The sequence below is a fragment of the Motilimonas cestriensis genome (assembly GCF_021295315.1).
Lineage (GTDB): Bacteria > Pseudomonadota > Gammaproteobacteria > Enterobacterales > CBDFNC01 > Motilimonas > Motilimonas cestriensis.
Map to the genome: position 1 here is coordinate 63,405 of NZ_JAIMJA010000014.1, position 20,971 is coordinate 84,375.

The 20,971-nt window shown below is 46.8% G+C and carries 15 protein-coding genes and 1 pseudogene; 12 read left to right on the forward strand and 4 right to left on the reverse strand.

The genetic code is table 11. The annotated features are described in order from the left end of the window. The first annotated feature begins 134 nt into the window (after positions 1-134). Positions 135-833 (forward strand): DNA alkylation repair protein, encoded by a 699-nt coding sequence (locus K6Y31_RS14095; RefSeq protein WP_233053600.1) that lies wholly within the window; start codon positions 135-137, stop codon positions 831-833. Here the strand turns inward: K6Y31_RS14095 and K6Y31_RS14100 are convergent. Beyond that, positions 830-1,558 carry a UTRA domain-containing protein gene (locus K6Y31_RS14100; RefSeq protein ID WP_233053601.1) on the reverse strand — a complete coding sequence of 243 codons (729 nt, stop codon included), beginning with the start codon at positions 1,556-1,558 and terminating at the stop codon, positions 830-832. The two genes, K6Y31_RS14095 and K6Y31_RS14100, sit on opposite strands and share 4 nt — an antisense overlap. A 241-nt stretch (positions 1,559-1,799) precedes the next feature. On the opposite strand from K6Y31_RS14100, the gene K6Y31_RS14105 reads away from it, so the two are divergent. From K6Y31_RS14105 to K6Y31_RS14130, 6 genes are all read left to right on the forward strand, one after another. Next, positions 1,800-2,855, forward strand: coding sequence for an ABC transporter substrate-binding protein (locus K6Y31_RS14105; RefSeq protein ID WP_233053602.1), 1,056 nt, complete (start codon positions 1,800-1,802; stop codon positions 2,853-2,855). 119 nt (positions 2,856-2,974) lie between these two features. Then, positions 2,975-3,796, forward strand: coding sequence for an alkaline phosphatase family protein (locus K6Y31_RS14110; RefSeq protein ID WP_233053603.1), 822 nt, complete (start codon positions 2,975-2,977; stop codon positions 3,794-3,796). After that, positions 3,789-4,676, forward strand: a complete 888-nt coding sequence (locus K6Y31_RS14115; RefSeq protein WP_233053604.1) for an ABC transporter permease — start codon at positions 3,789-3,791, stop codon at positions 4,674-4,676. The genes K6Y31_RS14110 and K6Y31_RS14115 overlap by 8 nt, the downstream gene beginning before the upstream one ends. Further along, positions 4,663-5,478, forward strand: a complete 816-nt coding sequence (locus K6Y31_RS14120; RefSeq protein ID WP_232802374.1) for an ABC transporter permease — start codon at positions 4,663-4,665, stop codon at positions 5,476-5,478. The genes K6Y31_RS14115 and K6Y31_RS14120 overlap by 14 nt, the downstream gene beginning before the upstream one ends. Positions 5,479-5,488: 10 nt before the next feature. Continuing rightward, complete coding sequence (locus K6Y31_RS14125; protein ID WP_233053605.1) at positions 5,489-6,508, forward strand: ABC transporter ATP-binding protein; 1,020 nt, start codon at positions 5,489-5,491, stop codon at positions 6,506-6,508. Between the two features lies 1 nt (position 6,509). Beyond that, positions 6,510-7,202 carry an HAD family hydrolase gene (locus tag K6Y31_RS14130; protein WP_233053606.1) on the forward strand — a complete coding sequence of 231 codons (693 nt, stop codon included), beginning with the start codon at positions 6,510-6,512 and terminating at the stop codon, positions 7,200-7,202. On the opposite strand, the gene K6Y31_RS14135 is transcribed toward K6Y31_RS14130, so the two are convergent. Further along, the gene (locus tag K6Y31_RS14135; RefSeq protein ID WP_233053607.1) at positions 7,182-7,964 is read right to left on the reverse strand and encodes an EAL domain-containing protein; all 783 of its coding nucleotides are present in this window, start codon (positions 7,962-7,964) and stop codon (positions 7,182-7,184) included. The two genes, K6Y31_RS14130 and K6Y31_RS14135, sit on opposite strands and share 21 nt — an antisense overlap. A gap of 603 nt (positions 7,965-8,567) precedes the next feature. Between K6Y31_RS14135 and K6Y31_RS14140 the strand changes: the two genes are divergently transcribed. From K6Y31_RS14140 to oppF, 5 genes are all read left to right on the forward strand, one after another. Beyond that, on the forward strand, positions 8,568-10,187 hold the full coding sequence (locus tag K6Y31_RS14140) for an ABC transporter substrate-binding protein (protein ID WP_233053608.1): 1,620 nt from the start codon (positions 8,568-8,570) through the stop codon (positions 10,185-10,187). Positions 10,188-10,258: 71 nt separating this feature from the next. Then, positions 10,259-11,179, forward strand: coding sequence for an oligopeptide ABC transporter permease OppB (oppB, locus tag K6Y31_RS14145; RefSeq protein ID WP_233053609.1), 921 nt, complete (start codon positions 10,259-10,261; stop codon positions 11,177-11,179). Positions 11,180-11,194: 15 nt separating this feature from the next. Then, complete coding sequence (oppC, locus tag K6Y31_RS14150) at positions 11,195-12,103, forward strand: oligopeptide ABC transporter permease OppC (protein ID WP_233053610.1); 909 nt, start codon at positions 11,195-11,197, stop codon at positions 12,101-12,103. 9 nt (positions 12,104-12,112) lie between these two features. Continuing rightward, positions 12,113-13,102, forward strand: coding sequence for an ABC transporter ATP-binding protein (gene oppD / locus K6Y31_RS14155; RefSeq protein ID WP_233053611.1), 990 nt, complete (start codon positions 12,113-12,115; stop codon positions 13,100-13,102). Next, a complete protein-coding gene (oppF, locus tag K6Y31_RS14160) occupies positions 13,099-14,097 on the forward strand; it encodes a murein tripeptide/oligopeptide ABC transporter ATP binding protein OppF (protein ID WP_233053612.1) in 999 nt (332 codons plus the stop codon). The genes oppD and oppF overlap by 4 nt, the downstream gene beginning before the upstream one ends. 123 nt (positions 14,098-14,220) lie before the next feature. Here oppF and K6Y31_RS22510 read toward each other — a convergent pair whose 3' ends face one another. Both K6Y31_RS22510 and K6Y31_RS22515 read right to left on the reverse strand, forming a co-directional pair. Continuing rightward, complete coding sequence (locus K6Y31_RS22510; protein ID WP_427901905.1) at positions 14,221-17,520, reverse strand: Ig-like domain-containing protein; 3,300 nt, start codon at positions 17,518-17,520, stop codon at positions 14,221-14,223. Beyond that, positions 17,509-20,971: pseudogene (locus K6Y31_RS22515) on the reverse strand (Ig-like domain-containing protein); the annotation flags it as partial. The pseudogene K6Y31_RS22515 and the gene K6Y31_RS22510, both read right to left, overlap by 12 nt.

A 20,971-nucleotide genomic window follows, 5' to 3' on the forward strand; every position in this document is an offset into this window, starting at 1 on the left:
ACAAGCTCGAGATTAACAAATAAACCAATTTAAATAAAAACAAAATCAAGTAATAATCAGGATTATTAGTTACTCGAAAACGCTTATTTATCCAACCTTGACCTAATAATTTTAACCTGCCAAAGGAAGAAGCAATGGATGCCTTACTAAACGAGCTAAAACAACATATTGAGCCAGAGAAAGCTGCTTTTTTTCCGCAGTTCTTTAAGGCATTCCCAGGCGGGTATGGGGAAGGCGACCAGTTTTGGGGCATTCGTGTACCGCCACTGCGCAAATTAGCAAAAAAGTATCGTCAGCTACCTTTAAATAAAGTTGAAATACTTATTACGTCCCCCATTCATGAACAACGTTTATTAGCCCTATTCATACTGCGGTTACAGTTTGAAAAAGGCGATACTGATACACAACACGCCATCATCGATTTCTATTTAACGCATTTGGCAGGAGTAAACAACTGGGATCTGGTTGATGGCTCAGCGCCCTATTTACTCGGCACTTGGCTATTAGATAAAGATACGCAATTACTTTGGACAATGGCTAACAGTGAGCAGCTTTGGTCACAGCGTATTGCCGTGATGAGCAGCTTTGCTTTTATCAAACAAGGTCGATATCAGCTCACCTTAGACCTAGCCGCGCACTTATTGCAACATCCCCATGATTTAATGCATAAGGCCATCGGCTGGATGCTGCGTGAAATCGGTAAGCGCGATTTAGCAACTGAGTTAGCTTTTTTAGATCAGCACTACACAAACATGCCGCGCACTATGCTGCGCTACGCTATTGAAAAATTTGATGAGCCACTACGACAAGCCTATTTAAAGGGTACGCGTTAACCGTGGCTATCTATTGAAATTTGCACTGCATCGGGACGCCAATATTCAAACTCACAATCCATTAGCTCGCCATCTTGTTTATAATTCACTCGGCATATTTTCAGAACTTGCTGCCCCGCCGCTAAATTAAGCGCCTTAGCAACATGGCTAGGGGCGGCGCTGGGCACGACATCAAAGCGCGAACGCGTAGTCACATAATTGAATTTTTCTTGGTATAAATAAGTGAGCGAGCCCGTCAAGTCTTGCTCTAACACACCAGGAAATAATCGCGCAATTAAGCAGTTTTCCACAAACAATACCGCCCGACCATCGATTGAGCGTAGTCGCTCAACAATATGGATCGGCGTTAACCTATCCACCTCTAGGGCTACCGCATATTGTTGCGACGCCATCACACTGCGCACTGACAGTAATTGCGTTTTTGCCACACGATTTTGCTGTTGGATCATTTGATGAAAATGGCTACGCGAAAGCGGGTTGTATTGGATACGAGGTGGCGACACAAACCAGCCGCGGCGCTCTTCTCGATATATAACCCCTTCCGTTTCAAGGGCGACTAAGGCGTCTTTAACGGTGATTCTAGTGGTTGAAAACAATTCGCTTAAAGCCCGTTCCGAAGGCAATTTATGCTGAGCGGTTAATTCACCGGCGGTAATTTGTTCACGTAAAGAACCCTTTATTTTACTCAGCTGAGTCATGGGCATGGGGTGTGTTTGCTCACTCATAGAATAAGAAACGTTTAACGAAGTCACGATTGGTCTATTCCAATTTATCAAACAAAAATGACACCTTAACTAACTTAAATAACAAATTAATGACAAGAATAGTTTTTGTGAATAACCATTCAATTGAAATAAAAACGACACAAAAAAACACTATAACTGTCAACTTTATTACACCAAATCTTCATATTGGATGCTTAGCATAACTCTCGAACTCACTGACCTAGTCCAGAAGGATGTAACAATGAAAACCTTGCTAACGGGCGCCACCCTATTGGCGGCCACTTTATCTACATCGGTATTCGCTGACAGCAATACTAAAATTGAAGCGTTAATCAAAGCAGCACAACAAGAAGGCCAACTTTACAGCGTTGGTATGCCTGACAGCTGGGCAAACTGGAAAGACACTTGGCGCGATCTTGAAGCGATGCACGCAATTAAGCATCAAGATACGGACATGAGCTCTGCGCAAGAAATTGCCAAATTCGAAGCCGAAAAAAATAATGCTACGGCAGATATCGGTGATGTAGGCTTTGCATTTGCTCGCGTCGCAGTGAAAAAAGGCGTCACCCAAGCTTACAAACCAAGCACTTGGGACGACATTCCTGATTGGGCCAAAGACCAGGATGGCCACTGGGCACTGGCTTACACCGGCACCATCTCTTTCATCACTAATAATAATTTAGTCGAAAAAGCGCCGACCACTTGGAACGACTTACTAACTGGTAAGTACAAAATCAGTATTGGTGATGTTGGCGTTGCTGCGCAAGCTAATAATGCAGTATTAGCGGCTGCTTTTGCCAATGGCGGTGACGAAACAAACCTTGATCCTGCTATCGAATTTTTTGCCAAGCTAGCCAAGCAAGGCCGGTTATCTTACACCGACCCAAGTATTGCTAACTTAGAAAAAGGCGAAGTAGAAGTGGCGGTGTTATGGGACTTTAATGCCCTAAACTACCGCGACCAAATTGACCGCAGCCGCTTTAGCGTGACCATCCCACAAGATGGCTCAGTGATCTCTGGTTACACCACTATCATCAATAAATACGCGAAAAATCCGAATGCAGCGAAGCTTGCGCGCGAATACATTTTCAGCGACCAAGGTCAAATTAACCTCGCTCAAGGTTACGCTCGCCCAATCCGTAGCAGCGTGACTTTACCAAAAGACATTCAAGACAAATTAATTGCCAGCAATCAATACACCAATGTCCACCCGGTATCTGATTTCAGCGCATGGGAAAAGTCAGCGCGTAAACTGCCACGTCAATGGCAAGAAAGCGTGTTGATCCACCAGCAATAAGGTGACCATCACCTAATGCTAGGCTGCGCAGCTCAATCAGCTCGCAGCCAATTTTTTGTTTTTACACATTCGTCATCAGTCACATCGCCCGCATTAGAAATGCAATTATGAATAACAATATGAACAATAATATTAGCAATAAAGTGATCTTAGTGGTGCTTGATGGACTCAATTACCAAGTCGCTCATGATTGCATGGGTTATTTAAATGGCTTAATTGAGCAACAACGCGCTAGCCTTTCTCCTATTCAAAGTGAATTGCCGTCACTCTCTCGGCCGCTATATGAATGCTTGTTAACTGGAGTGCGCCCCATTGACAGCGGCATTGTCAGCAATCATATCGTTCGACGCTCTAAACACGACTCTATATTCAGTTTGGCTAAAAACCAAGGCCTGCGCACTGCCGCAGCGGCCTATCATTGGGTCAGTGAGTTATACAATCGCGCACCTTATCAAGCCGTTCGCGATCGCTTTACCCAAGACGAAACTCTCAATATCCAACACGGCTGCTTTTACCAATGGGACCATTACCCTGATGAAGCGGTATTTTTAGATGCCGAACAGTTACGCCTTAGCCATCAGCCAAACTTTCTGTTGATCCACCCGATGAATATCGACGATGCCGGCCACAAATTTGGTTTAGACTCGTCGCAATATCGCAACAGTGCACGCCATGCCGATGTACTGTTGTCGCACTTTATTGATCTTTGGCTAGCAGATGGCTATCAAGTACTGGTTACCAGTGATCACGGCATGAACAATGACCGCAGCCACGGCGGAACACTACCCGAAGAGCGCGAAGTGCCCTTATTTATGATCGGCTCAGCATTCGCTCACCACGGCGCACATATCAAGCAAACCGATATTTGCGGTTTATGCTGCGAGTTACTCGGCCTTGACCATCAAAAACCTTACCCAAAAGAGAGCTTGCGTTATGACTAGCAGCGTCATTAATACTCAACCCCGATTACGCCAGCAAACTAAAGTTAAATGGCTTAAGCTACTCAAACCCGGCTTATGTTTACTGCCTTTTGCGGTGTTCTTTTACCTATTCCAACTTGCCCCTATGTTGTGGGTGGTGGTGAACAGCTTTTTAGTAGAGCAAAGTTGGTCGCTGGATCATTACCACGAAATCTTTAATTCATCTTTTATTCAACAAGGCTTTCGCAACAGTTTGTGGTTAGCGACTTGGTCGAGCGTAATTGGCCTAGCCATCGCGGTGTTACTGGTGTCGTCACTGCGCCGAATCAACAGCAAAATACGGGATGGCGTAATCGCCTTTACCAATATGAGTAGTAACTTTGCCGGCGTGCCACTGGCCTTCGCCTTTATCATTATTCTGGGAGTCAATGGCGCACTGACTCTGTTATTAAAACAATATGGCTTGATTGATAGCTTTAACCTGTATGGACAATGGGGCCTGCTGGCCATGTATGTGTATTTTCAAATACCACTGGCAGTGCTACTGCTATACCCCGCATTTGATGCCCTAAAGGACGATTGGCAAGACGCCGCCGCACTACTTGGCGCAAGCAGCTGGCAATATTGGCGCCGCATCGCGCTACCGGTGCTGTCTCCTGCTTTGCTAGGTACCTTGATCATATTAATTGCTAACGCCATTGGCGCTTATGCCAGTGTTTACGCGCTAACGTCAGGCAATTACAACGTGGTCACCGTGCGCATCGCCAGCTTGGTATCAGGTGATTTGTTTCTTGAGCCGAATTTAGCTGCCGCCATATCCATGGTACTGATGTTAATCCTCGCCTTTATTACCCTTATTAACCAATGGCTAATCGCAAGGAGCTACCATGCCAAAAGCTAACGTTAATTCTAATCACAGTGCTATTTGGCATAAAACCGTGGTTTATGGCATTGTCTCGGTGATGTTGCTGCCTATTTTGGCTACCTTAGTCTATTCCCTTTCATCAAGCTGGGGAGCGACAATTTTACCTGATGGTTTCACCCTTGACTGGTATGGCCAATTACTCAGTGATCCACGCTTTTTAGCCGCGTTTGGTCGCTCGCTATTAATTTGCAGTGCCTCACTCGCCCTCAGTGCTATTTTGGTGATCCCAGCCATTTTTGTCGTGTTTTACTACTTTCCTAAACTCGACAAACTCATGAACCTGCTCATTTTGCTGCCCTTTGCTGTGCCGCCTGTGGTGTCGTCAGTGGGGTTATTACAACTATATGCAGACAGCGCTTGGCCGATTGTCGGCACGCCTTGGATCTTAATTGGCACTTACTTCACGATTGCCCTGCCCTTTATGTATCGCGCGATAGCCAATAGCTTTAGTGCTATTCATTTAAACGATTTAATGGACGCGGCTCACTTACTGGGTGCCAGCACATTTCAGGCATTTTGGTTGATCGTACTGCCGAACCTTAAAAAAGGCTTATTGGCTTCGCTGTTTTTGTCCTTCTCTTTTTTACTCGGCGAGTTTGTGTTTGCCAACCTACTGGTAGGCACGCGCTATGAAACCTTACAAATTTACTTATACAACATGCGTCAAACCAGTGGTCACTTTACTTCTGCGTTAGTCATGACCTATTTCTTGTTTGTATTTCTTCTCACTTGGTTGGCCAGTCGATTCAGCGCCAAACCAGCCGCCATTTCAGAATGAGCCTAATACTATGAGCTACGTAAACGTTACCCAACTCACCAAACGCTTTGGTGACAATACCGTATTTAACGATATCCATTTCACTGTCGAGCAAGGCGAGTTTGTTACCCTACTAGGCCCCAGTGGCTGTGGTAAATCCACCTTGCTGCGCAGCTTGGCCGGGCTAAATCCGGTTGACGGCGGCGAAATTTGGGTGAATGGTGAAAACATTACTCATCATTCGCCGCAACAGCGTGGCATTGGCATGGTGTTTCAGTCTTATGCCTTGTTTCCCAATATGACCACCGCCGAAAACATTGCTTTTGGCTTGAAAATGAAAGGCATGGGGCAGCAAGAAATACAAACCCAAGTGCAGCAAGTTATTGAGTTAGTGGCATTAAAAGGCAAAGAAAAACACTACCCACACCAACTTTCCGGTGGCCAGCGCCAGCGTGTTGCCTTAGCGCGCGCCTTAGTGGTTAAACCACGTATTTTATTACTTGATGAGCCATTATCAGCACTAGACGCGAAAATTCGTAAGCATTTACGCCAACAAATTAGAGACATTCAAACCGAGCTCAACCTCACCACAATATTTGTCACTCACGATCAAGAAGAAGCGATGATCCTATCGGACCGGATCTTTTTGATGAATCAAGGGAAAATTGTGCAACAAGGCTCACCAGAGCAAATCTACACGCAACCTGCTAATGAGTTTGTCGCGCAATTTATGGGTAACACTAATCTAGTGTCAGCCAGTGCGGCTAAGCAATTGTTTAATTTAGACACGCCTCATAAGGTCGCCATTCGCCCAGAATCGATTTACGTGAAAGAAGCCGGTCGCCACTACGAGCCCCATATCTCTTCACCACAACTTGGGGTGATCAAGCAGCATCAATTACTGGGTAATGTTATTCGCTATCAAGTTGAAGTACACGACTGTGAATTGTCAGTCGACTTACTCAATCGCTCTTCAGAGCGACTGCTCGCCAACGGCAGTCAACTTGAGCTACTGTTTAACCTTAATGAAATTCAACCAGTGAGCGCCTAAGATGACTCAGCCTATTTATGTATTTGATTTAGACGACACCTTAATTAATGGTGACTGCGCCATGATTTGGAGTGAGTTTTTGGCCGATAACGGCATTGCTACTGATCCCGACTTTGTCGCCAACGATCGCGCCCTGATGAGCCAATACGCTAATGGCACGCTTGATATGGCGCAATACCTTGAATTTGTCATGGTGCCATTAAAAGATGTGCCCGTGGCGCAAGTTCATCAGCTTGCCAAGCGCTGTGTACAGGAAAGGGTGCTACCTAAGCTCTACCCCGAGGCACAGCGTCTGATTGAAAATTTACACCGCGATAATATCGCCACCTTAATTATTTCCGCCTCGGTCGATTTTATCGTGCAGGCGGTGGCACAAGAAATTGGTATCTCTCAAGCCATGGGTATTGAACTAAAAGTGGTCAATCAAAGGTATACCCACGAAATTCAAGGGATCCCCAGTTTTAGAGAAGGCAAAGTGGCGCGCATCAAAGAATGGCTAGCCAACAGGCCGGAACACCATGGCGAAGTGCATTTCTTTACCGACTCGATTAATGATTTACCCTTGTGTGAATACGCTGATCAAACCTATTTAGTCAACCCTTGCCAACAACTAACCGAGCATGCCCGGCGCACGCAATGGCCAATTTTAAATTGGGGAAACAAAGAGATGACCTTAGCTAGCTTGGGCCATTAAACTAGCAAAATCCACTGGCGGTAAACACTCAAACCCGGGCTTGGCAAAAAAGTAGCCCTGCATCAATTCAATGCCAAGCCCTTTTAATAAATGATATTCTTGTTCCGTTTCAATGCCCTCTGCTAAGGGCGTCATGCCTAAGTCACTAAACATGGCAAGGCAGTGTTTAACGATTGATTGACGGGGTTTGTCTTGGTCAATATGACGCACCAGCTCCATGTCGAGCTTAATAATATTGGTTTGAAAATTCGCGATTAAATTTAATCCCGAGTAACCTGAGCCAAAATCATCAATGGCGGTAATAAAGCCTAGCTTGTGATAATAGTTAACGATACGCTTAACGTGATCACTATCGTCAATTTTTTCAACCTCAGTAAACTCGAACATGATCCGTTCGGTCGGAAAACCATATTTTTTCGCCGCCTCTAGCGTTGTTCGTATGCATCGCTCAGGCTGATAAATCGCATTGGGTAAAAAGTTAATGCTCAGCATGCTGTCTAGGCCCAACTCTGCCGCTAACGAAATCGCTTTAACGCGACACATTTGGTCGAATAAATAGCGATTGTCATCATTGACCTTAGCGATGATCGAGCCAGCAGACTCATTATCCAGTCCACGCACCAATGCCTCATAACCAAAAATCTGCTGAGTTCGACAATTCACTATGGGCTGAAAGGCCATGGTGAAATCAAAATCTAACTGATTAATATCAGCACATTGGCTACAAAAAACTTTATCGGTACAAGTCAAATCGCGATCCATATTTAAGCCTAATTATTTCATATCTGAGATTAAAACTAATCCCTTAGCCCTACTTTTACAAGAAACAAAAAGAATATCGATAAAATCAATTCTGCTACACCATATCCTTGCCTACAAAGCCTTTTGATACAGCTCAAATCAAGATTACTTACACTCTATTTACCACCTGAATTCTACTATTTAGATATATTACATATTTGTGTCAGCATTATGCGTATATTTGCATAAATATGCCTCTGTAAATGTTGCACACAAGGTCACTAGGCTGGCAAATCAGCGCAAACCCTAACCGTCAATTTCAACTGTAAACACATTTTCCATGTAATTGAGAATAAGCTTGAAGATTAGCGAAATCAGTCTGAGAGCTGCGCCTCAACTCAAGGCTGTTTGATCGCGATCATCTAAGGTGCTATTTAGTTTAATAACATTTGTGTTCCACGGGTTTAGTTTTGTAAATTAACCTACAAGCGAAGAGTTTATTGAAATATTCCTCTTCGAAATGCAAACACATACATATAATTATGCACTTCAGCCGAATATTACCAAACTATACAACTAGTTAATCAGCGCGCTGAATGTGACCGCGATCTCATGGAGAGACCAATGAAACGGAAACTATCTTTAATCTCATTATCAGTATTAGCCACATGTGCCTTAAACGCTCAAGTATTTGCCGCCGAGGTGCCAGCTGGAGTAGAACTCGCAGCAGTACAAGAACTGGTAAAAGGCAATGGCGCTGAAGTCGCCACCCTCGACCCACACAAAACTGAAGGTGTGCCAGAAGCCAACGTATTACGTGACTTATTTGAAGGCTTAGTCACATCAGGCCCTAACGGTGAAACCTTACCTGCTGCAGCTGAAAGCTGGGAAACCACAGATAATAAGGTTTACACCTTTCATATGCGCCAAGGTGCTAAATGGTCAAATGGCGATCCAGTGACCGCGCACGATTTTGAATATGCGTTTAAACGTGCGGTAAACCCCGAAACAGCTTCTCCTTATGCTTGGTACTTTGAGAAAGCCACCATCAAAAATGCCAAAGCTATTATTAATGGTACCACTGCGACAGAACAACTCGCAGTCACAGCCAAAGATGACAACACATTGGTTATTGAACTAGACAAGCCTTTGCCATACTTTGTTTCTATGCTTTACCACACTTCTACCAATCCAGTGCATAAAGCCAGCGTCGAGAAATTTGGTGACAAATGGACCCGTCCAGGCAACATGGTCAGTAATGGCGCTTACAAGCTCGATACTTGGACCGTGAACGAGCGCATTGTCTTGTCACGTAATGAACAATATTGGGACAACGCTAGCACAGTGATCAACAAGGTAAGCTATTTACCACTGCAATCGCAAAACGCTGAAATGAATCGCTTTTTAGCTGATGAAATTCACATGACTTACGAAATGCCCATTGAGCACTTCAAACGCCTGAAAAAAGAATACCCAGAATCCGTTAAAGTAACGGGCTATGTGGGCACTTACTACTACCAATTTAACACCAAACAAAAACCTTTTGATGATGTACGCGTGCGCACCGCACTGTCTTACACCATTAACCGTGAAGCCATTGCCAACTTTGTGTTAGGACAGGGGCAAACACCCGCCTATTCATTTACCCCTGAAATTGTCGATGGCTTTGAACCTGCGCCGCAAGAATGGGCCGGACTCAGCCAAAAAGAGCGCGTAGCAAAGGCCAAGGCATTATTAGCAGAGGCGGGTTACAACAAAGACAACCCGCTTAAGTTTGATCTGCTCTACAACACCAGTGAAAACCACAAGAAGATTGCCATTGCAGTATCATCTATGTGGAAAAAAGGCCTCGGCGTAGAAGCCAAACTTGAAAATCAAGAGTGGAAGACCTACCTCGATTCAAAAAAACAAGGTAATTTCAGCGTTGCTCGTGCCGGTTGGATTGCCGACTACAATGAAGCCTCGTCAATGTTGAGCTTGCTGGAAAGTGACAACGGCAATAACGACGGTAAATACAATAGCCCAGCCTATGATAAGTTAATGGCAGACAGCCGTATTACCACTGATCCAGCCAAGCGTGCTAATGACTACCAACAAGCAGAAGCTATCTTAAGTAAAGACATGCCTGTCGCACCTATTTACCAGTATGTTACAGCTCGTTTGGTCAAGCCTTACTTGGGCGGTTATCCAAACAACCCACTGGATAACCTGTACAGCAAAGACATGTACCTCATCAAACACTAATCACGCCTATAAAAACCACCACTCAAGTTAACTTGAGTGGTGGCTTGATCGTCAGCAATGGAAACCATCCGATGACTAAGTTTATTTTTAAACGTTTACTGGAAGCGATCCCGACTCTATTAGTGCTTATTACCGTATCATTCTTTTTGATGCGCTTTGCACCGGGTAACCCGTTTTCAAGTGAGCGTTCATTGCCGCCTAAAGTAAAGGCAAATATCGAAGCGAAATACGGCCTCGACAAGCCGGTTATTGAGCAGTATTTCAATTACCTAAAACATCTAGTACAAGGTGACTTAGGCCCTTCGTTCAAATACAAAGATTACTCGGTGAACGAACTGGTGGCGCAAGCACTGCCGGTATCAGCCAAAATTGGCGCCACCGCATTTGTACTGGCGGTTTTTTTTGGCGTCAGTTTAGGCACCCTCGCCGCCTTAAAGCAAAACACTTGGCTTGATTATTTTCTGATGTCAGGGGCCATGGTCGGGGTCGTTATCCCCTCCTTTGTGCTCGCGCCCGTACTGGTGTTGATATTTTCTATCGGCTTAAAATGGCTGCCAGCGGGTGGCTGGAACGGTGGCGCGGTTCAATTTATGGTACTGCCGGTGATTGGCATGATGATGCACTACATTTCATCAATTGCCCGCATTATGCGCGGCAGTATGATTGAAGTGATGGGCTCTAACTTTATCCGCACCGCGCGCGCTAAAGGTTTGTCCATGTCCTACATCGTTATTCATCATGCTCTGCGCCCTGCAATTTTACCTGTAGTGTCTTATTTAGGTCCTGCGTTTGTCGGCATTATCACCGGCTCAGTGGTGATTGAAACCATTTTTGGTCTACCCGGCATCGGCCAACTATTTGTTAACGGCGCACTGAATCGTGATTACTCCATGGTATTAGGCCTCACCATTTTGGTTGGTGCATTAACCATTACCTTTAACGCCATCGTCGATATCCTGTACGCAGTGATAGATCCGAAAATCCGTTACTAGCCTTGGAGTATTAATATGTTCGTTACCAAAGAAAAACGCCAGGCAATAGAAAGCGCGGCGGAGAATTTAGAAATTGAAGGGCGTAGCCTATGGCAAGACGCGCGCCGCCGCTTCTTTCGTAATAAGGCGGCGATGGTCAGCCTGATTATTTTAACTTGCATTACCTTGTTGGTGATCATTGGCCCGCATTTAAGTGAATATGCCTTTGATGACACCGACTGGTCGGCCATGCACGTGGCACCGAGTATTGAAACTGGCCACTACTTTGGCACCGATAGCCTAGGCCGTGATTTGTTTGTGCGCACCTTAATGGGCGGGCAAATATCGCTCATGGTGGGACTACTGGGCGCCGTCGTTGCCATGCTCATTGGCACCTTGTATGGTGCGACCTCAGGCTTTCTTGGTGGCAGAGTCGATCAGTTAATGATGCGCTTGCTGGAAATTTTATACTCGTTTCCGTTTATGTTTTTTGTGATCCTACTGGTGACCTTTTTCGGTCGAAACATCTTGCTAATTTTCCTCGCCATTGGCGCAGTATCTTGGCTCGATATGGCGCGTATTGTGCGCGGGCAAACCTTAAGTTTAAAACGCAAAGAGTTCATTGAAGCGGCACACGTTTGCGGCGTCAGCAAATGGAAGATCATCACCCGCCATATCGTGCCTAACGTATTAGGTATCGTAGTGGTTTACGCCACCTTACTGGTGCCCAGCATGATCTTATTTGAATCTTTCTTAAGTTTCCTTGGCCTTGGTGTACAAGAGCCCATGACCAGTTGGGGCGCGCTGCTCAACGAGGGCTCACAATCAATGGAAATTGCCTTATGGCAACTGCTGTTTCCCGCTGGATTCATGGTGACTACCTTGTTCTGCTTTAACTTTGTCGGCGACGGTTTACGTGACGCCTTAGACCCGAAAGACCGCTAAGGAGCCAGCATGAAACTATTAGATGTAAAAGACTTAGAAGTACAATTTGCCACCCCTGAAGGCAGCGTTGTCGCGGTAAACAAACTCAACTTTAGCCTAGATAAAGGCCAAACCTTAGGTATCGTTGGTGAGTCTGGCTCAGGCAAAAGCCAAACCGCCTTTGCCTTAATGGGTTTATTGGCGAAAAACGGCACCATCAGCGGCAGTGCCAAATTTGAAGGCCAAGAAGTTCTTAACTTGCCAGAAAAGCAACTCAACAACATTCGCGCCGAGCAAATTGCCATGATCTTCCAAGATCCCATGACCTCACTGAACCCCTACATGAAAGTGGGTACTCAGCTAATGGAAGTGCTGATCAAGCATAAAGGCATGAGTAAACAAGATGCCTTTAATCACAGCGTGCGCATGCTCGATGCGGTTAAAATGCCGGAAGCGCACAAACGCATGGCAATGTACCCTCATGAGTTTTCTGGCGGTATGCGCCAGCGCGTAATGATTGCCATGGCGTTGCTATGCCAGCCTAAATTGCTGATTGCCGATGAGCCGACCACCGCACTTGATGTGACGGTACAGGCGCAAATCATGTCACTGCTGAACGAGTTAAAAGACGACTTTGGCACTTCTATTATCATGATCACTCATGACTTAGGCGTGGTAGCTGGCATTTGTGATTCAGTATTAGTGATGTACGCCGGGCGCACCATGGAATACGGCAGCGTGCGCGATATTTTCTATCGCCCTACTCACCCGTATACCCAAGGTTTGCTCAAAGCGATTCCGCGCCTGGACACCGAAGGCGAAATACTGCCAACTATTCCCGGTAACCCACCTAACTTACTGCGCTTACCAGTGGGCTGCCCATTCCAGCAACGCTGTGAATTTGTTACCGAGCAATGTCAGCAAAGTGCGCCCGCCTTAGCCGAATTTGAAGCTGGTCGCCAACGCGCCTGTTTTAATCCACCGGCAGCTATTGCCACCGTTTCTGGGAGTGAAGCATGAAACAAGTCAATCAGGCGTCAAACGCCATCCTAGAAATACAGGACTTAAAAGTACAATTTGCCATCAAACAAAAAGGCGGCTGGCCCTGGACCCCACCAGCTCAGTTAAAAGCCGTTGATGGCGTATCCATTAAGCTTTACGAGGGCGAAACCTTAGGCGTGGTAGGCGAGTCAGGCTGCGGCAAATCTACCTTTGCCCGCGCCATTATCGGTTTAGTGAAATCTTGTGCTGGCAGCATCGTTTGGATGGGGCAAGATCTCACCAGTCACAGTGAATCTGAGCTACGCGCAGTGCGCCAAGATATTCAAATGATCTTCCAAGATCCGCTGGCTTCACTCAACCCTCGCATGACAGTCGGCGATATCATTGCCGAGCCATTGCAAACTTTCTTTCCGCAGCTAAGCAAAACAGAAGTGCGCGCCAAAGTGAAATTGATGATGGACAAGGTGGGTTTACTGCCTAACGTAATTAACCGCTATCCTCACGAGTTTTCCGGTGGTCAGTGTCAACGTATCGGTATTGCACGAGCGCTGATCTTAGAGCCAAAGCTGGTGATTTGTGATGAGCCAGTGTCGGCACTAGATGTCTCGATTCAAGCGCAAGTGGTTAACCTACTCAAGTCGTTGCAAAAAGAAATGGGCTTGTCGCTGATCTTTATCGCCCATGATTTATCGGTGGTGAAACATATTTCCGATCGCGTGTTGGTGATGTATTTAGGCAATGAAGTGGAGCTGGCCACCTCAGATGAGCTGTTTAGTAACCCTAAACATCCCTATACTCACGCGCTCATGTCGGCCGTGCCCCTGCCCGACCCCGATAAAGAGCGCAATAAAACCATCGCATTATTGCCGGGCGATTTACCCTCACCCATCAACCCACCATCAGGCTGTGTGTTTCGCACCCGCTGCCCACAGGCCCAGCCGCAATGCAGTGAGTTGAAGCCGCAATTAACAGGCGATGATAGTCATCAAGTGGCGTGTTTGTTAGTGGAATAAAAGTCGCGAGGGAATGTTAGGAGCGCCAGTCATGGCGCGATATGGTTTTCAATATCGCCAAGTAGCCCCAGTGATGGGGCGACATGGCTTACCTATATCGCAGAATAGCTTCTGCTCCTACATTTAAAACAAATACTTAACCCCAAAAGCAAACTCATTTACATCGTTTTCCTTCAAGTTGTAGTAGCTATAACTGATGGCCACTGCCATGTTTTCAGTCATTGGATAACTTAACTCTGTGCCTGCGTACGCAGCCGTATGATGGCTTTTATGGCGTAACGTATTGCCGCCATTGAGCCTCGACTTTATTTCATAGCGGTAATCTAACGCGCCAGCAAACACCTTAGCTTGCACTTTGCCCCACTTCGGCAATTGATAGCCAAGTTGCAGCGCGCCCCCTTGCGGTAAAATAGCCACAGATTGGGCAAATTTTTGTTGCGCTTGCTCAGGCGACAAACTGCTACCTTGATAAGTCGATGTCGCTTTGCCCAAGTCGATATACCTCACGCCAACTTGCCACTGAGGAGTCACATGGTAATAAAGCCCCGCCGACCAGCTAAAGTGGTCTTTATCTGCTGTTACCTTTTGCACATTGGCGTCGTTCGGTGACGACGTGATGCCAGATGCGCTGGCGTACCCCAGCGTCACATCCATCGACCAGTCACTCGCTTTAGCCGGTGGTGTAATCACCAGAGAGGCGCTAATGACTAGACAACAGGGTAAAGCAACTTTGTTACGGCGCATCACCATTGCAGCGAGCATTAGCCCAAGCACCACAAAGCCAATGCTACCGCCACCTGAAGATGTATTCTCAATAATGACCGCTTTCTTCGCGGTCACTGTTACTTTCACCTCTCCCTGAGCCCTTGCGCCAAGGGCATCTTGAACGATGTAAGTGATGGTATCAACACCTTCAAAACCCTGTTTAGGCTGGTAAGTCAGTGAACCATCAGCGCCCACACTCACTTGCCCTTGCACCGCTGAAGCGCTCAACACTGACAACACGCCACCTTCAATATCGGTGTCGTTACTGAGCACGTCAATCACAATACTGCTTTGGTCTGTGGTCGCGGCAGTATCCGCATTGGCTACAGGTGGATTATTAACCACCACGTCAATTGTAACGGTGTTGCTCGCCGTGCCGCCTTGTTGATCTGAGATGCCATATTGAATGGTGGCTCGGCCAACAAAATTGGTTGCAGGAACATAAAGTAACTGGTTACTCACAATACTCACCGAGCCAAAATCAACGGTTGCACTGGTAATATTTAAGGCATCACCATCGGCATCTGAATCATTTGCCAGCACATCAATGGTGATGGAATCGCCAGCTGCGACGTTGACGGCATCGGCTTGCGCCAGTGGCAAACTATTACTTGTTTTCATAATCGCCACGCCACCGGGGTCAACAATAGCGCTGTTAACCACCCCATCATCATCATTAGGGCCACCATCGACAATTTGCAATTGCACACACCAATGACCTTCGGTCAACCCTTCGGCCCAAGCAGCATCACCCGGAGGTGGACAATAGCCTGCCTCACCTTGCGATGAGAACACCCGATCTTCAGCGGTGATCACAAAATCGCGCCACTGGCCAGAGAGATACTTACGGTAAACCGCATTGGCAGGGATCGGCAATCGTTGCGGCAATACCACTCTCATCGCATCACCCGCTTGTGGCAGCTCAGTGATGATAAAGTCGAATATACCGCCGGTGTTCTGCGCGGCTTCATCAACTGGCGTTTCACTTGCGAGTAATTGCGCTCCGCCTGTTTGGTTTTGCGCCACCGATGCACCTTTTCTCAAACAGCCCCCAGGTTCACCTTCAACTAAGAATTGCGTTGCATCACCAACCTGCTCTTGCAGCACATTACATTCATTAATCGAATCGAGATAATCAGGAATACCGTCTTTGTCGGAATCACCGTGTCCCTCTTTATCATCGGGGATCAGGTCGCCATCAGAGTCTTGCTCGGTTAGCGTGGCTAAACTCGTGACCACCTCAATGTAAACATCACTGCGAGAGCTCAAGCTTGGCTCGCCATCATCGGTCGCTGTTACTGCGATTTTATAAATGCCAACGGGTAACTGCGCCGGCGAGAACATCATGACACCTTGTTGATTACTGACATCAACAATAAGCGGCTCTTGCGCGCTAAAGCTTAATGCTACACGGTCAGCAATATTGATGTCCGTTGCCGTCGCGGTCAACGTCACTAACTGTTCATTGGCAACCACTAAGTGTCGCGTTTGACCATCTTGTGTGACCGCCACTTGTAGTTTCGGCGCCACATTTTCTTCAACAATGCTGATCGTCATCGTCGACTTCGCGCCAAGGTTAATGCCATCAAGTAATTGCAGTTGAATGGTCTCGGTGCCCTCTGCGACAGCGTCGTCAAACACATTAAAGGTTACCTCGCCTACCAATCCTTTCGTGATGATGATTTCACCGTCGGTTAAATCATGATCGCTACTATCAGCGGTGCCCAGCACGGTATAAGGCACCGTCACAGGATAACTTGGCGCCGGACCATTTAAGTAAACCTTAACGGTAATGCTTGACCCTTCAATCACTTGTGTATCTTTTTGCAGCGAAATCAACGGGTCAACCTCAACCCCTTGAGTCGCAATGACTTGCCTACCTTGATTATCGGTTGCTTGCCAATGCACTAACTGCTTACCGGGGGCAAATAAGGTGGTGTTATTTACTAACGAAACAGGCAGCACATTGCCTTGCGCGTCTTTCGCTTTGGCAACGCCTAAGTCGACTTTGGTAAATAATCCCGTTGCATTAACCCGTACATCTTGCGGTATCTCAATAGTAGGCGCGGCATTAGCACCACCGACAAAGCGTAAACTGACCGTTCCTTGACTGCTGGCTTGCGCCTTGTCTTGAATACGGTAAGTCAATTTAACCTCGCCCTGCGTACTCGCCTGAGCTTGGTAAATGAGCTTACCATTAGCGATCGCAACGCTACCTACTGACGCTTGCGCAGAAGTGATAGTGAGTGGCTCACCATCGCCATCGGTATCATTGGCAAGTACATCCAGCTCATAACGTAAGCTGTCATCGTAATTCAACTCAAATATATCGTTATTCGCTTGAGGCAGGTCATTTACCGAGAGCACATTAATACTAACAGTAGCTGGTTGCGTCTCCGCGGTGCCGTCACTGACTTTATAGGTAAAGCTATCTTGACCAAATACATTGTCTGTTGGCGTATAGACGAACACGTTACCTTGTACCTCAACAGTGCCCAAGGCTGGCTGTTGCACTATTGCAATACTCAGGGGTTGGCCGTCCACATCTTGTACATCCGCAAGCGCCGTTACTGTTTCATCTTCATTGGTCGTTAACTGCATATCACGCGCAATGGGCGCATTGTTAACAAAGTTGACCCGAATAGAGAACGCGGGCAGTGAAACTCGCTCGCTGCCATCTGAGACGCTAATGGTAATGCCTTCATAAAGACCGATGTCGGCGCGTGTTGGTGTCCCGCTTAAAGCACCCGATGCACTATTAAACGAAGCCCACTTAGGTAAGCCTAATACGCTATAGGTCAGCTTATCTTGGTCAAGATCTGTCGCTACTGGAGCAAACTGATAAGCTTGCCCTTCATCAACCGCAGAGAGCGGCGTACCACTAATAGTAGGGGCATCGTTTACTGGGCTCAGACTGATAGACACTGTCGCTAACTCAGAGTCAGACTCACCATCATTCACCTTATACGTAAAGCTATCGCTACCAAAGTAGTCTTGATTACCTTGATAGATACCTTTATTGCCATTTAAGGTCACGGTCCCATGTTGTGCTTGGGAGCTTAATGCAAACGTCAGGTTTTGCTGTTCAACATCCGTACCCGTTAACTGGAAGCTAACTGGCATATCTTCTTGTCCCGTTACCATTTGGCTTTGTGCGATTGGCGCATCATTTACCGCCGTGACGGTTAATGAGACTGCTGTTAAGGCAGAGTCGACCTCTCCATCATTCACAACAAAACTAAAACTGTCGGCGCCGTGATAATTGAGTGCTGGCGTATATAGCCACTGAGTCTCATTCTGCTGCACTAAAGTACCATGACTCACATCATCGACTATTTGATAACTCAAACTGTCATTATCAATGTCTTGCCCTGTTAGGGTCACCACGACACTGGCATCCTCTAACACCGATACGCTTTGTGCCACGCCTTGTGGTGCATCGTTAACGGGTGCCACAGTAAGCTTCACCGTCGCTTCATTCGACACCAGACCATGACTATCGCTCACGGTATAAGTGAAGCTATCATCCCCAAAGTAATTTGCATTGGCGGTGTAGACTATCGCACCAGTCGTCGTCACGTTAACTTGACCATGACTTGGCTCAGTAACCACTTTAACGCTGCTCACATCTAAGCTATCGCCAACATCCACATCGCTATCATTACCGAGTACGTTAACTTCAAACACGCCCTCTTCAAGCAATTGCGCGGTATTATCAACGGCTACTGGAGCGTCATTTATCGCATTGATGTTCACGCTAACCGAGGCGGGTAATGACGCTAAGCCCTCACTATCGGTTAAGGTGTAACTAAAGCTATGAGAGCCATTTACATCTTGCTTCGGCGCTATCAATAACGAGCCATCATCATTGACCGTGACCGTGGCAAAGCTAAAGTGACCTTTGCCATCACCTTTATCTTCCAAGGTAATGTTAGTGCCAGTGAACTGTGTATCTTCAAGGTCGGTATCATTGGCTAAAATAGCCAGTGATACTTGCGTATCCTCATCCGTTGTCACAGCATCATTAGTAGCAATGGGGCGGTCGTTGATGGCTCCAATATTCACCGTCACTGTGGCGGTATTAGATACTAGTCCATCTGCATCTAAAATCGTGTAAGTAAATGAATCGCTGCCACTTTCATTCGCTGTAGGCGTGTATACCAAGGTGCCATCGGTTTGGTTTATGCTCACTTCACCTTTAGCGGGGTTAGTCACTATGGCAATATTGCCTTGCGGCTTGATATCTTCAACATCTGTGGCACTCGCTCTGATGGCGAGCGCATTGGTCGCAACATCTTCATCGACCGCGGCAGTCAAGTTCGCCGCAACTGGCGCATCATTCACCGCCGTGATGGTCATTGACACCGTTGCTGGGTTCGAGGTCAGCCCGGCGGCATCTTTTACTGTATAGGTAAAGCTGTCGCTGCCATTTACATTGGCGTTTGGCGTATAAGTCACAATGCCGTTGTTTATACTGACCACACCTTTAGTTGGTTGGTCAACAATCGCAGCCGATGCGACCACCATATTGTTTTCTGCATCGCTGTCATTAGCCACCAAACTAAAGGTGACGGCAGTGTCTTCATTGGTTGTTGCGGTATCCGCCACGGCGACCGGCGCTTCTTCTAGCGCGGCCACTGTCAGAGTCACCGTGCGCACCGCAGATTGCGCACCAGCAACATCTTGAACTTGATAAGTAAAGCTGTCCCCATGATTTTCGCTGCCATCGTGCTGATAACTAAAGCTACCATCCGCATTTAAGGTCAGTGTGCCGTATTGCGGCTTGGCCACTAGCGTTGCTGTTAATGAATCGCCACTGTCGAGATCATCATCAAGTGCGCTTTTTAACACACCGTCAGCTGCTGCTTTGGTTAACAAGCCTCCTTCATCTAAATTAAACGATAAGTCTTGAGCGGTTGGAGCATCATTGGTATTGGTCACAGCGAGGTTAAAGGTAATAGGCTGGCTGTCTTCAATACCATCAGAAACTTTAATACTGATATTTTCAGTGATTCCAACATCTTGATCCGTTGGCGTACCCGATAGTTTACCTGTTGCGCTATCAAACGTAGCCCAGCTTGGTTTATTGGTAATACTAAAGGTATGGGTATCACTGGTATCGGTATCTGTTAATGTCGGCGTAAAGCTATAAGCAGCATCTTCATCCACCATTGTCGAAGGTGCACCTGATAAAACAGGCGCAACATTATACCGCTTTAACACAGTGGCAGTGATATTGCTGGCGGTATTTCCTGCTGTATCTTGGATGGTGACCGTTAGTGTCAATGTGCCTTCATTTAGGCTAGTCACGTTGACACCAGAAACGTCAGCCGTTGCACCAGTAATAGATGTTGCGGCGCCTGAAACAGCATTGGTACCATCGCTAATTTGATAGGTGAATGAGCCACTACCTTCAAGGCCGCTTAAAGTAAAGGCAAGCGCAGCCTCATTATCGCGATTAATAAAGGTTTGAGTGATCGCAGCAGTCACACCTGTTGGGCTGGTGTTATCCAGCGTGATACCTTGTGTCGCCGCTGCTGAAACATTACCGACACTATCAGTTTGCGTCACGCTAACGGTTAAAGCGCCGTTATTTAGCGCACTGATATCCAGCTCATTGCCAGCTATGGTCCAAGCACCAGTGCCATCAGCGGTGGTGGTGGTATTCACACCGCCAATATCAACAGTCACTGTTGCACCCGATTCAGCGCCCGAGCCTTGGATTAATACATCTGCATCTTCCGCCCCATTAACAATGCCATCGCCTTCAATTGGTGTGGTGATGGCTAGCGCACTTGGCGCCGTATTATCTAACGTGATCGCGCTGGTAGCAGCACTCGAGGTATTACCTGCTGCATCAGTTTGCGTGGCCGACACGGTTAAGCTGCCATTATTTAGCGCACTGATATCCAGCTCAGAGCCTGCTAGGGTCCAGTTGCCACTGCCATCAGCGGTGGTCGTGGTGCTCACCCCGCCAATATCAACGGTCACCATAGCACCCGACTCTGCGCCTGTGCCTTGAATTAATACATCATTATCTTCCGCTGCACTCACCACGCCATCGCCTTCAATTGGCGTGGTGATGGTGACCGCAGATGGCGCCGTATTA

Excerpts from the sequence above, each read along its gene's own strand:
- K6Y31_RS14095 (WP_233053600.1), top strand. The coding sequence starts at position 135 with ATGGATGCCTTACTAAACGAGCTAAAACAACATATTGAGCCAGAGAAA.
- K6Y31_RS14100 (WP_233053601.1), bottom strand. The coding sequence starts at position 1,558 with ATGAGTGAGCAAACACACCCCATGCCCATGACTCAGCTGAGTAAAATA.
- K6Y31_RS14105 (WP_233053602.1), top strand. The coding sequence starts at position 1,800 with ATGAAAACCTTGCTAACGGGCGCCACCCTATTGGCGGCCACTTTATCT.
- K6Y31_RS14110 (WP_233053603.1), top strand. The coding sequence starts at position 2,975 with ATGAACAATAATATTAGCAATAAAGTGATCTTAGTGGTGCTTGATGGA.
- K6Y31_RS14115 (WP_233053604.1), top strand. The coding sequence starts at position 3,789 with ATGACTAGCAGCGTCATTAATACTCAACCCCGATTACGCCAGCAAACT.
- K6Y31_RS14120 (WP_232802374.1), top strand. The coding sequence starts at position 4,663 with ATGCCAAAAGCTAACGTTAATTCTAATCACAGTGCTATTTGGCATAAA.
- K6Y31_RS14125 (WP_233053605.1), top strand. The coding sequence starts at position 5,489 with ATGAGCTACGTAAACGTTACCCAACTCACCAAACGCTTTGGTGACAAT.
- K6Y31_RS14130 (WP_233053606.1), top strand. The coding sequence starts at position 6,510 with ATGACTCAGCCTATTTATGTATTTGATTTAGACGACACCTTAATTAAT.
- K6Y31_RS14135 (WP_233053607.1), bottom strand. The coding sequence starts at position 7,964 with ATGGATCGCGATTTGACTTGTACCGATAAAGTTTTTTGTAGCCAATGT.
- K6Y31_RS14140 (WP_233053608.1), top strand. The coding sequence starts at position 8,568 with ATGAAACGGAAACTATCTTTAATCTCATTATCAGTATTAGCCACATGT.
- oppB (WP_233053609.1), top strand. The coding sequence starts at position 10,259 with ATGACTAAGTTTATTTTTAAACGTTTACTGGAAGCGATCCCGACTCTA.
- oppC (WP_233053610.1), top strand. The coding sequence starts at position 11,195 with ATGTTCGTTACCAAAGAAAAACGCCAGGCAATAGAAAGCGCGGCGGAG.
- oppD (WP_233053611.1), top strand. The coding sequence starts at position 12,113 with ATGAAACTATTAGATGTAAAAGACTTAGAAGTACAATTTGCCACCCCT.
- oppF (WP_233053612.1), top strand. The coding sequence starts at position 13,099 with ATGAAACAAGTCAATCAGGCGTCAAACGCCATCCTAGAAATACAGGAC.